Source organism: Paenibacillus foliorum (genome assembly GCF_013141765.1).
GTDB lineage: Bacteria > Bacillota > Bacilli > Paenibacillales > NBRC-103111 > Paenibacillus_S > Paenibacillus_S foliorum.
This window is the reverse complement of the sequence record NZ_WHOD01000055.1, coordinates 192391-205688: the sequence shown is the minus strand read 5'-3', so window position 1 is coordinate 205688 and position 13298 is coordinate 192391. Positions and strand designations below refer to the sequence as shown.

General features: G+C 41.7%; 12 protein-coding genes and 1 pseudogene. 5 read left to right on the top strand and 8 right to left on the bottom strand.

The annotated features are described in order from the left end of the window. Nucleotides 1-119: 119 nt before the first annotated feature. Nucleotides 120-776, top strand: a complete 657-nt coding sequence (locus tag GC093_RS14150; protein WP_171652519.1) for a GntR family transcriptional regulator — start codon at nucleotides 120-122, stop codon at nucleotides 774-776. Nucleotides 777-1004: 228 nt separating this feature from the next. Then, nucleotides 1005-1562, top strand: coding sequence for an NADPH-dependent FMN reductase (locus GC093_RS14145; protein WP_171652518.1), 558 nt, complete (start codon nucleotides 1005-1007; stop codon nucleotides 1560-1562). A gap of 187 nt (nucleotides 1563-1749) precedes the next feature. On the opposite strand, the gene GC093_RS14140 is transcribed toward GC093_RS14145, so the two are convergent. Then, nucleotides 1750-2331, bottom strand: coding sequence for a TetR/AcrR family transcriptional regulator (locus GC093_RS14140; RefSeq protein WP_171652517.1), 582 nt, complete (start codon nucleotides 2329-2331; stop codon nucleotides 1750-1752). Nucleotides 2332-2589: 258 nt separating this feature from the next. On the opposite strand from GC093_RS14140, the gene GC093_RS14135 reads away from it, so the two are divergent. Beyond that, nucleotides 2590-3849, top strand: coding sequence for an MFS transporter (locus GC093_RS14135; protein WP_171652516.1), 1260 nt, complete (start codon nucleotides 2590-2592; stop codon nucleotides 3847-3849). 50 nt (nucleotides 3850-3899) lie between these two features. On the opposite strand, the pseudogene GC093_RS14130 reads toward GC093_RS14135, so the two are convergent. The 3 genes and pseudogenes from GC093_RS14130 to GC093_RS14120 all read right to left on the bottom strand — a co-directional run. Further along, a pseudogene (locus GC093_RS14130) lies at nucleotides 3900-4100 on the bottom strand (GNAT family N-acetyltransferase); the annotation flags it as partial. Between the two features lie 58 nt (nucleotides 4101-4158). Next, entirely contained in the window at nucleotides 4159-4944 is a 786-nt protein-coding gene (locus tag GC093_RS14125) for an arylamine N-acetyltransferase family protein (protein WP_171652515.1), read from the bottom strand. A 429-nt stretch (nucleotides 4945-5373) separates the two neighbouring features. Continuing rightward, nucleotides 5374-5928, bottom strand: a complete 555-nt coding sequence (locus tag GC093_RS14120; protein WP_171652514.1) for a hypothetical protein — start codon at nucleotides 5926-5928, stop codon at nucleotides 5374-5376. A 167-nt stretch (nucleotides 5929-6095) separates the two neighbouring features. On the opposite strand from GC093_RS14120, the gene shc reads away from it, so the two are divergent. Then, entirely contained in the window at nucleotides 6096-8003 is a 1908-nt protein-coding gene (gene shc / locus GC093_RS14115) for a squalene--hopene cyclase (protein ID WP_171652513.1), read from the top strand. Between the two features lie 62 nt (nucleotides 8004-8065). Here the strand turns inward: shc and GC093_RS14110 are convergent, their stop codons facing one another. Further along, complete coding sequence (locus tag GC093_RS14110; RefSeq protein ID WP_171652512.1) at nucleotides 8066-9643, bottom strand: type 2 periplasmic-binding domain-containing protein; 1578 nt, start codon at nucleotides 9641-9643, stop codon at nucleotides 8066-8068. 322 nt (nucleotides 9644-9965) lie between these two features. On the opposite strand from GC093_RS14110, the gene GC093_RS14105 reads away from it, so the two are divergent. Then, on the top strand, nucleotides 9966-10817 hold the full coding sequence (locus GC093_RS14105) for an AraC family transcriptional regulator (RefSeq protein WP_171652511.1): 852 nt from the start codon (nucleotides 9966-9968) through the stop codon (nucleotides 10815-10817). A gap of 140 nt (nucleotides 10818-10957) precedes the next feature. Here GC093_RS14105 and GC093_RS14100 read toward each other — a convergent pair whose 3' ends face one another. From GC093_RS14100 to GC093_RS14090, 3 genes are all read right to left on the bottom strand, one after another. After that, on the bottom strand, nucleotides 10958-11212 hold the full coding sequence (locus GC093_RS14100; protein WP_246314358.1) for a dihydrofolate reductase family protein: 255 nt from the start codon (nucleotides 11210-11212) through the stop codon (nucleotides 10958-10960). A gap of 171 nt (nucleotides 11213-11383) precedes the next feature. After that, entirely contained in the window at nucleotides 11384-12307 is a 924-nt protein-coding gene (locus GC093_RS14095) for an aminoglycoside phosphotransferase family protein (RefSeq protein ID WP_171652509.1), read from the bottom strand. Between the two features lie 176 nt (nucleotides 12308-12483). Further along, nucleotides 12484-13254 (bottom strand): glycerophosphodiester phosphodiesterase family protein, encoded by a 771-nt coding sequence (locus GC093_RS14090; RefSeq protein ID WP_171652660.1) that lies wholly within the window; start codon nucleotides 13252-13254, stop codon nucleotides 12484-12486. Nucleotides 13255-13298 lie beyond the last annotated feature (44 nt).

Here is a 13298-nt window from a genome sequence, read left to right as displayed (position 1 = left end):
AACGAAAAATGCCGAAGCACCTGTGATCAGCAAGTGGATGCGTTTCGTTTTGTTATTGCAACCTTGTGCCAATCCGTGTAGAATTCAATTGAAATAACGTTGAAGGGAACATTTTGAGAATGCCCAAATTATCCTTAGAATCCATTGCCTATACAAATATTCGAGAAAAAATTATCTCCTGCGAGTATTTGCCTGGAACGGTTTTATCCGAAAACGAACTTGCCATTGAATTTAATATGAGCCGCACTCCGATTCGGTCCGCACTTTCGCATTTGGAATCGGAAGGATTTATTGTTTCATTCAACAAACGGGGCATCTTGGTGAAGGATATCTCACATAAAGAACTTATACACATTTATGAATCGATATTGGCCCTGCAGCTGTACGTTCTGGATCAAGCCGAATTGCGTGAATACTCATTTGATACGGAGAAATTGAAAACGTATCTGGATATTCAATTAGAAGCCAGTCAAAAAAACGATTATAAGGTATACATCGAAAATTCCGTTTTGTTTAGACGAACGGTCATTTCTGCAGCCAACAACGATACGATGCTGAAGATGATCGATTCCTACAAAGACAAAGTGATTATGAAATCATTGCTCCATTGGAAGCAAACGCCTCATCTCCAGCATTACTCTGCCAATCGGATCAACGAGTCGGTATACGAATCGATTATCAAAGGCAATTATGGGGATGCCAAAAAGTCTCTGATCGAAGCCTTTGAAAGGATCCTATATCGGACTGCGATGGATGTTCCAGGGTTTGATAGCTAGGGAAATACGAATAAAAAAGACCTTCAAATTCACACCATCATAGTGGAATTTGAAGGTCTTTTTTATTCTCCCAATATTGATGCTACGCACACCCCTCCTCTGCCCTTAAGCAGCACCGGAAACTTTTGTTTTAACGGTAAATTAATTTGAATGAAATGGATCGTGCTGTTATAATTTTCCAGGTATAGCTATAGGAAAAATACTATCAACATAATGGAGGATACTATTATGCTAAAAATCGCAATCATAATTGGCAGCACGCGTCCAGGACGAAGAGGCGAAGCAATTGCTCGATGGGTACACCAGATCGCACAAAAACGCAGTGATGCTGTATACGAACTGGTGGATATTGCAGATTTCAATTTGCCACTATATGATGAACCCAATCCGCCTGTATTAGGTAAATATACAAAACAGCACACACTCGCTTGGTCGGAAGCCATTAAATCATTCGATGGTTATATTTTCGTAACACCTGAGTATAATCATGCCATTTCCGGGGCGCTCAAAAACGCAATTGACTTTCTTTTTAACGAATGGAAAGATAAGGCCGCAGGCATCGTCAGCTACGGTGGTGGCACGGGCGGGGCTCGAGCAGCAGAAAACCTGAGACTCATCTTAGGTGAGCTGCATATTGCTGACGTACGTGCTCAGGTCACCCTCTCCATCTTTACGGATTTCGAAAACTATAGCATTCTAAAGCCCGCACCACGTCAGGAAGCCACCGCCAACACAATGTTCGATCAAGTCATCGCCTGGAGCGGCGCATTAAAATCGTTGCGATAACACTTCAGTCAAGTGACATCCTTGGATTAATACGAACCATTTCGCGAACCAGAAATCCATATTTATACCAATCATACACAAACTTGCCTTAAAGCAAACGGCAGTCTAAACCCAATGGGTCTAGCTGCCGTTTTGGTATTTTTTCTATTTTACGAACCATTCGGCTACCAAAACGGTCACCTCGATTCTACTTAAGCAAGGTAAGTATGACTTTTACAGAATTATCTACAAATGATCGTTCAGGACGAGATTTCATCATCACGGTAAGCCCTATTAATGATACGACTAAAGTCTGTGCTAATTTTTTTGTGTTTACAAGGGTACTAAGCTCACCTGAGCGCAAACCTCGTTCAATCGTTTCTTGGAATAGTACCGAAAGGTACATCTGATGTTCCCTCGTAAGGATTTCAAATTTCTCATCATGGGGTGAAAGTTCTACCATTGTATTGATGCAAAAGCATCCTCGGTTTTGATTTTTTTCATATTCTTTGGCCACTATATTTTCAAAAAAGGCACGGAATGCTTCTTTAACCGAAGAATGGTTTTGAAGACTAGCGCGAACATAGGCAGCATGGGATTGTGTATATTTACGCAATGCAGCTTCAAATAGTTCTTTCTTATCTCCAAAAGCTGAATATATGCTAGGTCGCTGTATGCCCATTCTTGATGTCAAATCACTTAAAGAGGTAGATTCGAAGCCCTTTTCCCAAAATAATTGCATAGCTGCATCTAATGCCTTTTCCTCATCAAATTCACGTAGTCGAACCATAACAACCCTCTTTTCATATCGAACGGTATGTTATGATTTTACTACTTGAAGATTATTATGTCAATATGATTTCATTTCCACAGCCCAATCAACGGAATGAATGGCATAAGTAAGACCTTTTTATTTTCCATCAACTTAAATATTAAACTATTGGGTAAATTATTGACAGTTCCTATTTTTTAGAGGTATATTGATCAGGCATCATATTGTACCATTCGGTATGTTATTAAATTTGATTAAGGAGGTGTTCTCTGTCATATGGGGAAGTTCGTTGATAAACCGATAAATATCACTGAGGATTACGCCAGCATAGAAGTTGAAACGAAACAAGAAAAGCAAATAGCACCAGAATCGCCCTCTTTAATATCTCGAAAAGTGGCACTTTTATTTGCGATCGCATGCGGACTGGCTGTCGCTAACATCTATTACGCACAGCCATTGTTGGACGCTCTTTCGAACGAGTTCAGTATTACTCATTCATCCGTTGGCATTATTATTACTATTACTCAAGCTTGCTACGCATTGGGACTGCTGCTGTTAGTGCCGCTCGGCGATTTGGTAAATCGACGTTTGTTAATCGTTGGGCAAATGCTATTATCCGTTATGGCTCTGATTGTGGTTGGTACTGCCCCTACCAGTACGATATTGTTCATAGGCATAGCTGCCGTTGGGCTTCTCGCAGTTGTGACACAAGCACTCGTAGCGTTCGCGGCGACTATGGCTGCTTCAACAGATCGTGGACGTGTCATCGGTATGGTGACAAGCGGAATAGTCATTGGGATTCTACTTGCGCGTACTTTTGCTGGCATATTGACCGATTTAGCTGGATGGCGTTCCGTTTATCTTGTATCCGCAGTATTGACGCTAATCATGGCAGGCGCTTTATTTCGAGTGCTGCCGCATGATGAGCGTGAAAGGGAATCACTATCCTACCTACAGTTACTTCGTTCGGTTTTTACACTGTTTGTACAAGAGCGAATTCTGCGCATACGGGCTGCATTAGCTATGATGATTTTTGCTGCTTTCAGCATATTATGGACTTCCCTCGTGCTACCTCTCAGTGCCCCACCACTTTCTCTTTCGCATACTGCTATTGGGGCGTTTGGTCTTGCTGGTGTTACTGGAGCGTTAGCGGCAGCACGAGCAGGTAGATATGCTGATCGAGGCTTAGGGCAGAGGACCACTGGCGTTGCATTAATTCTGTTGTTTGTTTCGTGGTTGCCAATTAGTTACTCGCAGTATTCGCTTCTCAATTTGATTGTTGGCATTGTTCTCCTTGACCTTGCTGTACAAGCCGTGCATGTCACCAACCAGAGCATGATCTTTACTGTGCGGCCTGAGGCACGCAGCAGGCTTACCGCCGGTTATATGGTTTTCTATTCCATTGGCAGTGCCTTCGGATCAATCGCATCTACCAGTATCTATCATTACTCAGGTTGGTATGGAGTGTGCTTGTTAGGGGCAAGTGTCAGTGCTTTGGCTCTTCTATTTTGGTTATTGACCCGTAACGGGGAATAACATGATCGATCAACGAGCAGCTATCTTTTTTAACGCATTTTATCGAATAATTACTTATTATTAAGCTCTAAATGAAGTAAAGGAAAGGGTCGTCCTGAGCCATCTAGTTCTGATCTCCCTTTCTGAACAAAACCATATCTTCTATAGAAAGCGTAGGCTCCCTCGTTTTGCTCATTGACATCAACTCTGAGATGACTACCTTTTATTTGTTCAACATGCTGTATCAATCGACTACCAATACAAAAGCCGTTTTATTATAATAAATCATTCTAGCTTTGCTCATCCGTATACATGCTCTTCATCTGCCCACTATAGCACATGAAAACCAAAATGCTCTTTTGCAAGCTCTTTGAATTTAATGTTGTCAATCTGTTCCTTTTTCGAGTTTCCATTAGTCCAGTGTGTGAAAGAAGTATCAGTTAGTGTTATATTCCCATCGCTTTTAACTTGAGTAATTAGGGGGATTTTGTTAAATCGCGAATCTTTGTGCTCAACGATGAGTCCCTGGACCTCATTCAATTCAGATAAATTTTCTAATGTTCGTTTAGTATTAAAAGCATAGCCTATATTCCAATCTGTATCCTTATATTTTAGTTTCAATTCAAGCAGATAATCCCCAAAATCACTTTCCAGTGCTTTGACTCGAAATTCACCATTCATTGAGGAGGTTATTTCTCCATTAAGCGGAACAGGTTTTAGTGGCAAGTTTCCTCCAAATCCAGTATCAATCAAATACGTTTGATCTTCATGCTGCAAAAGAATAGCTACATGAGTTCTCCTAAGTCTCGACCACTCCTTCGTTGCTTTATTGTATACATCCCCTCGCACCAACACGGCATTAAACCCATTTTCAACTAAGAAAAAATAAAGCAGAGGGTTCAAATGATAGCATAAACCACCTTCATGGTTTACAAGAATTTTGTTAATCAAATTCTCTTTTGTAATAGCTCTTGTATTATTTGAAAGGATGCTTAAATTCTCAAAAGGAATCGTTGTAGCAACTTTTTCTAGAATGGTATCTAGGGCTTCAAATGTAAGTTTCTCATTCTCTGGAATGCCCATTCTTCTACGAAATAACCCATTCAATTGATTCATTTTATAAAATCTCCCTTTCCATGGTTTTGACTCCATATGCAATTCAGACGGTTAAGATCTGAAATCAGTGATTGACGAAATTATTCGATTTCGGCTCCTTTTACTTAACTCAGCGCTTGATCAAACCTTATGCACAGCAATGGCAGAGGACAAGAAATTACTAAGAAGCTGTTGCTTACCATCAAAAACCTGCAGCTATACAGCCTTTTGGCCATTTTATTGACAGTCTTGATGAATTCATGCAAATGTGCAGTTCTTTTATCGTTCTTGTCTTAAACAGGACGGCTTGGCATAAAATTGCTGTACTTTTGCAGTTTTTCCTCTCTCAAGCAAATTTCAGCAGATAATAACTGCATGTTTGCAGGATTATGCAGGCTGGCTGATGATCGAGGGAAGATAACCACTAATTTTGAGGTCGTTTTACTTACATTAAATTGGCAATTCTCTCCGTAAATCTTTAATATATGTATAGACATTACCTATGGATTTAAGAATAAATAATTGCTGTAGTTTCTCTGTTATAACCTCCATTTCCTCTTGCTTATCACTTATTTGTTCCAGATAATTGTCCTTGTAATCAATATTAAAATCATCCTCAGTCTCATACCAATCGAACCCTTCAAGCACATACAATTCCTTCAATTTAAGAAATAAGGACAGAAATTCAATAATATTCCGAGCTACTAACTTTACAGGTTTCTCTGAATCCATGGGTTGCACAAAAATTATAGGTGCTTCATCAAGACGACTTGTTGAATGGTTGGATAGGAAAAATGCAAAATGATCTCCCCCCATACCCGTCGCGGCAAACACAATTGAACCCAGCGGAGTACAATCATAACGGTACTCTTCTTCCTCGTTCAGATCTATCAGAGAGATTCCTAAATAATTGTCAAGATCATTTCCATAATCTTCTTTCAATGAAAGGTTAAGTGAGACTAATTTTTGCAGCGTTTCTGAGGTTTTATAATGATGTTTAGTCATTGTTTACACTCCTTTGTAAGAGTTAATAATTCAGAAAGTTTGAATAGTGTCTTCATCACATATATTACCATTATTCGGAAATATTTTGTCGGGTATGGATGTGCAAAACGGTTCATATCATGTAGGGATGCGTTTATTTTGTTCGAAAATGGCAGGTGATTCAGATAATGAGTGTATGGAGCGAGACGAATGAAGAAGTACGACGCCTGACAGAAAGACTCCAAAACTTGCAGCAGGAGGATGGATCTTGGCGATTTTGTTTTGATAATGGAACTTTGACCGACGCCTATATGATCATCGTCCTTCGGATTTTGGAGCTGCCTCATGAAACATTGATTCGGCAATTACATGATCGAATTGCTTCAAAACAGCAGAACAATGGCGCCTGGAAGGTTTATCCTGATGAGGATGAAGGTAATTTATCAGCTAGTGTGGACGCTTATTATGCGTTGTTGTATTCGGGCTACAGCAAAAAAACAGACGAGGCGATGAAAAAAGCAGCGCATTTCATAACTTCTAAGGGTGGACTCAATCAGGTAAAGACCATGCTGTCCCAAGTATTCTTGGCGGCCACCGGTCAGCATCCATGGCCCACCTCTCTGAGCATCCCCCTTGAATTCCTTCTTCTCCCCCCCTCCTTTCTCATCAGCTTCTATGATTTCTCTGGGTTTGCGCGAGTGCATCTAGTTCCTATATTGCTCATGGCGAGCCGCCAGTTTACGATAGAAACAACCGCCACACCGGATCTGTCGGACCTACATAGTGGTGACAGAATTATCGAAACTGAAGAAGAAGCAGAAGCTCAGCGTTCTGCTTCACACAACTTTCAAAGGCTGTTGGATGAGATTCAAAGCGGTGTAAAGCTGCTTTCAAGCCTCCCTGGGCATGTTCACGAAAATGCTGTGGTTCGGGCAGAACAGTACATGCTCGAGCGAATCGAACCTGACGGAACCTTATACAGCTATGCGACTAGCACGCTGCTGATGATTATGGCGTTATTGGCGCTTGGCTATGATAAACGTCACCCGATTATTAAAGCAGCAGTGCATGGTCTTTCATCCATGCTTTGGAGTTCAAATGGAAAGATTCATCTTCAAAATTCTCCATCCACAATCTGGGATACCGCCTTAGTGTCTGATGCTTTACAAAAAGCAGGAGTTTCGCCTGAGAATACAACGATTCGTAAATCAGTCGCCTATCTGATTGCAAAGCAGCAACACAAGCTGGGAGATTGGAGCCGGCGTATTCCCAATCCGATTCCTGGTGGTTGGGGTTTCTCTGAGTCTAATACGATCAATCCCGATGTGGATGACTCCACTGCAGCGCTAAGAGCGATTCGTCAAACAGCATGGCGTGAACCTGTTTATCGAGATGCCTGGAACCGCGGACTCAATTGGGTATTGTCTATGCAAAACAAAGACGGAGGCTGGGCCGCTTTCGAGAAAGATGTCAACAACGAGCTGCTTACGCTGCTTCCTATCGAAGGCGCGCGTGAGGCAGCGATTGACCCCTCCACGGCCGACCTTACAGGTAGAACGTTGGAGTTTCTCGGGAATACGGCCGGTCTTGGCAAGAGCCATGCTTTCATTCGGAGGGGGACCGACTGGTTAATAGGGAACCAGGAAAAGGATGGCTCTTGGTACGGTCGTTGGGGTATTTGCTACATATATGGCACATGGGCTGCCTTAACGGGCATGATGGCCGTCGGGAATAGCCCTGAGCATCCAGCTGTGAATAATGCTGTCCGTTGGCTTCTTAGCATCCAAAACGCTGATGGAGGCTGGGGTGAATCCTGCACCAGCGACCGCAAGAATCGATATGTGCCGCTTGGTGCAAGCACTCCTTCGCATACTGCGTGGGCGATGGATGCCCTTATCGCCGTGCATGTTAAACCTCAACCCGCCATGGAGAAGGGTATTCGACAATTAATCGCTCAGTTGCATAAGGAGGATTGGACGACTCGATATCCTACGGGCGCTGGACTGCCTGGGAGTTTTTACACCGATTACCATAGTTACAGGTATATATGGCCTCTTTTAACGCTTAATCATTATATTAAAAAATACGATAGCTGATGAGTTTGGATAAACATCCATAATTGAAAAGGAGCTTGCCAAGTGGCAAGCTCCCCCTATCCTTATTTCCACTTCTGTGCCTCTGGTCCTCTCAGCTTAATACCATTTTTCTTCTGGTAGAGATCATTAGCTTCCTTCAATGCATCGTTACCACCCTTGGACTTCCACTCTTCAATGACTTTCGGCCAATCAGAAATTGGTTCTTTGCCATACACCATTTTGACCATGTGACTGAGCAGAACTGGTGGAGCAGTATCCGATAATGGCGTGATGTCGGGATTTTTTTGCATAGCTTGAAGAGCTGGATCGAACTCGATACCGCCGCGTCCTTCGTTAGGTAAAATAGTCTCGAAAGTTTGGAGCAAAGCCTTGCCTTCTGGTGTGGCGCTCAAAATTTGCTTTCGATACGCATCATCCTTTACCATATGCAGGAATCCACTCAAGTAACGCTGTTCGGAAACCTCGGCGTCAGTTTTCGGATTAATTGGCAAGGTCAAGTCAAACCACTTGTCAGCCTCCTCAGTGACTTGCCATTCGAAGAACTTAAGGATACCCGGGATTTTGTCTTTATTCACCTTAGAGTTGATGAAGTAAGCACGGCCTCCGGATGAGTACAAATATCCGCCGCCTTTTCCGTCAGAACCGACTGGAGAAGGAATGATCTTAATCTTCCCATCGGGAACCAATTGCTTCAATTGAGTTTCCCACTGCAATAGCTCCTGCGCATTCATTTCCCACATACCTGCTTTACCAGACAAAATAATATTTTTGAAGTTCGTCGGGTTAATCGTCACGAATTCTTTGTTGATCAAGCCTTCATCAAACATCGTTTTGTAGGTCTGCAGCGCCTTCTGCATGTTCTCATTATCAAAAAACTTCGGCTGTACAGTTCCATTGACCACCTCAAATTGGCTAAGGTACGGGTATACATCATAAGCACCGAAGAAAATATCAGCGTATTTAAAATCCTGACGGCCCATAAAAGGATGTTCCACGCCAATTTTTTTAAAGGCACGCAGCATCTCTAGGTATTCATCAACCGTTTTAGGATCCTTTGTAATGCCAGCTTTCTTCATCAAGTCTTCACGTACCCAAGTCGCTCTACGAGAAGGCTGTGAAATAAACTCAGGAATCGCATAAATCTTGCCGTTTAGCGTTACTTCGTCCCAAGCTGCTTGCGGGATTGTCTTCAGCAGATTTGGAGCATGCTGCTTGAGCAGATCGTTAAGCTCTAGGAATACCCCTGCTTGCACAGATCCGGCTAGTTCTTTGCCGCTTGTGCCCGCGCCAGCTTGAACGACATCGGCTATGTCACCTGTTGCGAACATTTGGACCATTTTCTTCTCAAATTCTGCGTGAGGGACAAGCGTTATGTCAAGGTCTGTGTTGGTCTTTTTCTCAAGCTCTTTAACCCATTTGTCGTCATTCAGGTTAGCGGACTTTTCTACGTAATCAAAATTGAGGGTGCGCAAAGAGATGCTGAATTTGGTCGGTCCTTGCTGGACATTTGCGGCTTTTGCAGTGTCGTTCCCAGATTTCGCCGTCTCAACGGATTTACCGTTGTCACCATTAGTGCAGCCTGTCGCCACAACGGTCATTGCTACTACCAATGTACCTGACATCCACTTCCACTTTTCCATAGTACTCCTCATCCCCTCATCATTTATGAATCGAAAGCGATATTCAATTAAGCGCTTTCATTTCACTCCTAAAGTCGTAACAAATACTGTGTTGGTAATAACGCAGGCAATATTGTAAGCGCTACCAACATATTCGCCTTCATCTTATCGTTATTCGACATACCCCACTATGGAATCCCTTTAGATTCTGTAGTGTTTTTTTTAGGTTTTTTCTTTTTAAATTATCGACACCTGACTATATCTCTGTCACCTGAGACTGTTAAAAAATAGGACTATGTTGTTATAATATGAACAGGGATATGTCACCTGGGAGGTTTGGACAATGCCGATTTCAGATAATATTTTGCGAAACAACCAAATAACTGTAAAATTCCGCCACATTTCTACCCACAACTTCACTGATTTTTACCATTATCACCGAGGTATTGAAATATTATTTGTTCATCAAGGCAAAGGGCATTTGGTATTGAATCGAAAAGTGTATACGTTGGAGGCAGGCTGCATTCATTTGATCCAGCCCTTTCAGCTTCATCGCGTGCATTTTGAGGTAAGTGAGAATTGTCCCTATGAGCGTTCGGTTATAACCTTTGAGCCAACCTCGTTTCTTACTTTTTTCAAAGGATTTCCATCGATCCTTCATTTTTATGAGCATATGTGGAAAGATGAACTGTCCAATCAGGTGTTTCATATGAGCAACGATTCTGTTTATATCTTATCGATACTCGAACGCTTGAATAAAAAGCTTTCTGAACGGCATGGAGAAGATCACATCGAAGCCGCACTGATGATCGTTGCAGTATTCGATTATCTGCATTCATTGAATGAAGTCAGCACGCATCAAGCTGTTCCACGGCCCGAACGTTATGCGGAAAAAATTATGCAGTGGGTTGAGGATCATTATACGGAACCGTTTAATCTGGACGAACTGGCCAAGGAGCTGCACATTTCAAGGCATCATGTTTCTCATCTGTTTCAGACCGAGACCGGGAGCAGCATTAGCGATTATGTAATTGCACGAAGAATCAGACAAGCATGTTGGCTGCTGAAAACTGAATCATTATCCATAGAGTTTATTGGTTTGAGTGTAGGAATCCCCCACTTTTCATACTTTTGCCGTCTTTTCAAAAGGATTACAGGCCTTACTCCGAAGCAATACCGAAATAGCTCCATTTAATGATGGAATGTGTCATTTGAATAACGGGTAGATATGCAATAATCAGAACTAGTAACGTTATCGAGTGCAAAAAACAACAACAGCTGCCAGAAAAAGGATCATGCTTAGAGCTTGCCGATTGAAATACAGACCTCCTCTCTTTACCCTGGCTGGTACGTTACCCCTACCACCCCATTACTGTAGATTTCCGAGTCTACGAGTTTGAGATTCACTTGATTAATCTCGTCGAAGAGGTGCATTCCTGAGCCGACCACTACCAGACAAATATTAAGACGGAGCTCATCAAGCAGTCCTTCACGTAGTAATGAACGAACTAACCTGGGGCTGCCTGGAATCTGAATGTTTTTGCCTGACTTCTGCTTAACAAAGAACAGCTGGAGCTGATAAGTGATCATTTTCGTCAAAATACTGAGATCCATGATCACATTGGGTTATTCAATACGAATAAACGGATGACACTGACATACGGGGAACAATACGGCATTCAAATTCGGAGCAAGCCGGGATTGGGGACGGTTATAGACCTGAACATCCCTTTTTAGACCAAGAAACTTCCCTTACAATTGTCATATCTTAAACCACTTAGGTTTTTCATGTTCAAAATAACTATGGTCATCTAATACCCTATTAATTTTATCCATCATAATAGCTGTCTCTTCAGGCTTCACTTTTAGTATCCATACAACAGATGAAATGATACACATCGCAAGATAGAGCGAATATAGCTTCCAGAATAATTCAGTTGGATCTTGATTATCATGATAACCCATTATCTGACCTATTGAAAAAGGAATGCTCACTTCCGCACTAAACATCCCGACCTTTAAAAACTCGTGTACGGGGTCTCCCCAATCATATCTATTAAAATCAATAACTCCAGACAACTCTTTATCTTTAATAATGAGATTTCCTACATGAAAATCATCGTGCTGAAATAGATTGGGTCTATTTTTCATAAGTTGAAGGTTATCGTCAATAAAAGACATGATTCTAAAATCATTCTTAACCCTAACATCCATTTTGTAATACTCTTCGATATATCGTTTATGCTTTTTCGCCTTCCTGTCATACCAAGAAGAAATAGGATCCTGAGCCTTATATTGATGTATCTTAAGCAATTCAATCCCAGCTTCAAGCCCAATATTGTATTGTTCATTACTTGAATATATAGGAAGTTCTTCTGATGCATCGTTTCCTTCGATAAATGTCAATAGCATATATCCAACACCATGTTCTCGGATGCTTCCCATATGTAAGGGGCGCGAGCACTTCACCTTATATTCCTTCATTTTCATTAAGGCATCATATTCAAATTGTTTCTCTTGATAATGTTTACTATTAAAAGATCTCAGAAGATAGGTTTGATTATCTTTAACAACCTTATACTTTTTATCGCTTGAATATCCCTTATCTATGGGGACAATTTGAACATTGCCTTGAAGAAATGGAATATGCTCTCTAAAAATGTGGGTATTATCGATAGGTTCCATCCAAATAAACACCTGCTTTGTTGTAGAATTTGTATAAGCTACATTGTAATACTACCAAGTTTTTACAACAAAACACAACATCAAGTTGTAACACCTGATGTTGTGTTTTTCAGTTGTCCTATGCATTTATTAGCAACCAGATGTTACCAAGTAAATCAATGCGATAAACTCATGCTTCACCTTCCATTCTGTTCGATTTGATACCTAATTTCTTGAGCAGGCCTCGGGTTGTTGCAGGTCATTAAAGTAGCGCCACATCCAAGCGCATAATATACTTGCTGATCAACGTCCGGGCAATAACACCAAGGCAGGATGTCCTTATCCCGAAAGTCCTGAACCAGCTCCGGTGTCAACAGCTTCATACTGATTCCAACAGCCCACATCTTAGAATAGGTCCCATCAGGGCCGGAATCAAAATTATACATCAGCTCTGCCGGGAAACCCTGTGTCTTTAATTGATAAGTATCATAAATATAGGCGATAATTACGGCATCAAAGCTGGTGAATACACAACGTGGAAGATAGCCGAATTCGTCAAGCATGGCTACCGCCTTATCCACAACCCATTTTGCATTAGGGCTCGGTTTAATTTCTACATTTAAGAGTATCTCGGGATAGGAGGCAATCAGGCTGCATAACTCATCTAAGGTGGGGATTTTCAATCCCTCAAAAACGGGGCCAAACCAAGCTCCCGCATCCAATTGTTTAAGCTCAGCCAAAGTATAGTCCATCACTTTACCGGAACCGTTCGTCGTACGCTCCAACGTTTCATCATGTATGACCATGACCACGCCATCCTTGGACAGCCGAAGATCGAGCTCCAGCATATCTACCTTTGATTCCATAGCCTTTTGAAAGGCAAGCAGTGTGTTTTCCGGATAATCGCATTTCAAGCCTCTATGTGCTGCCACAACGATGGAGTTATTATTTTCAAGACGTCCAATCATATAAATCAACCTTCCTTTCCACCTATTTTTTATAATCGGCTCGC